1 protein-coding gene is annotated in these 892 nt (G+C 46.9%); it reads right to left on the bottom strand.

Annotated elements, in window-relative coordinates:
• Positions 1-891: elongation factor Tu (locus A3761_RS04805; RefSeq protein ID WP_082870174.1), on the bottom strand; the 891-nt coding region annotated here is incomplete at its 3' end.
• Position 892: the final 1 nt, after the last annotated feature.

Below are 892 nucleotides of genomic sequence, written 5' to 3'. Positions count from 1 at the left end.
AGGCTTAACAGAACCAGGCACACATAGAACCTGACCACGCTCAACTTCGTCACGCTTAGTACCACGCAGAAGAACACCAACGTTCTCACCCGCACGACCTTCGTCTAGAAGCTTACGGAACATCTCAACACCAGTACAAGTAGTGGTTTGAGTTTCCTTGATACCAACAATCTCGATTTCTTCACCAACTTTGATGATACCACGCTCAACACGACCCGTTACAACCGTACCACGACCTGAGATTGAGAACACGTCCTCAACAGGCATTAGGAATGGCTGATCTACAGCACGCTCTGGCTCTGGAATATAAGAATCTAGCGACTCAACCAACTTCTTAACAGCAGTTGTACCTAGCTCGTTATCATCTTCGCCGTTCAATGCCATCAAAGCAGAACCTGCGATAATTGGCGTATCATCACCTGGGAACTCATAAGTGTCTAGCAACTCACGAATTTCCATTTCAACCAATTCAAGCATCTCGTTGTATTCTTCTGAACCTGCACCACCACAGTCTTCAGCCAACAAGTCAGCCTTGTTCAAGAATACTACAATGTAAGGTACACCTACCTGACGAGACAAAAGGATGTGCTCACGAGTCTGAGGCATAGGACCATCAGTCGCACCACAAACCAAGATAGCACCATCCATCTGAGCAGCACCTGTGATCATGTTCTTAACATAATCGGCGTGCCCTGGGCAGTCAACGTGAGCGTAGTGACGATCAGTTGAATCATACTCAACGTGAGACGTCGCGATAGTGATACCACGTTCTCTTTCTTCTGGTGCGTTATCGATGTTTGCGAAGTCAACCTTCTCACCACCGAATACTTCTGCACATACACGCGTTAACGCTGCAGTCAAAGTTGTTTTACCGTGATCAACGTGACCAATA

This window comes from Oleiphilus sp. HI0123 (assembly GCF_001635315.1).
Note: the sequence above shows the minus strand (reverse complement) of the source record. Positions and strands in the feature narration are given on the sequence as shown.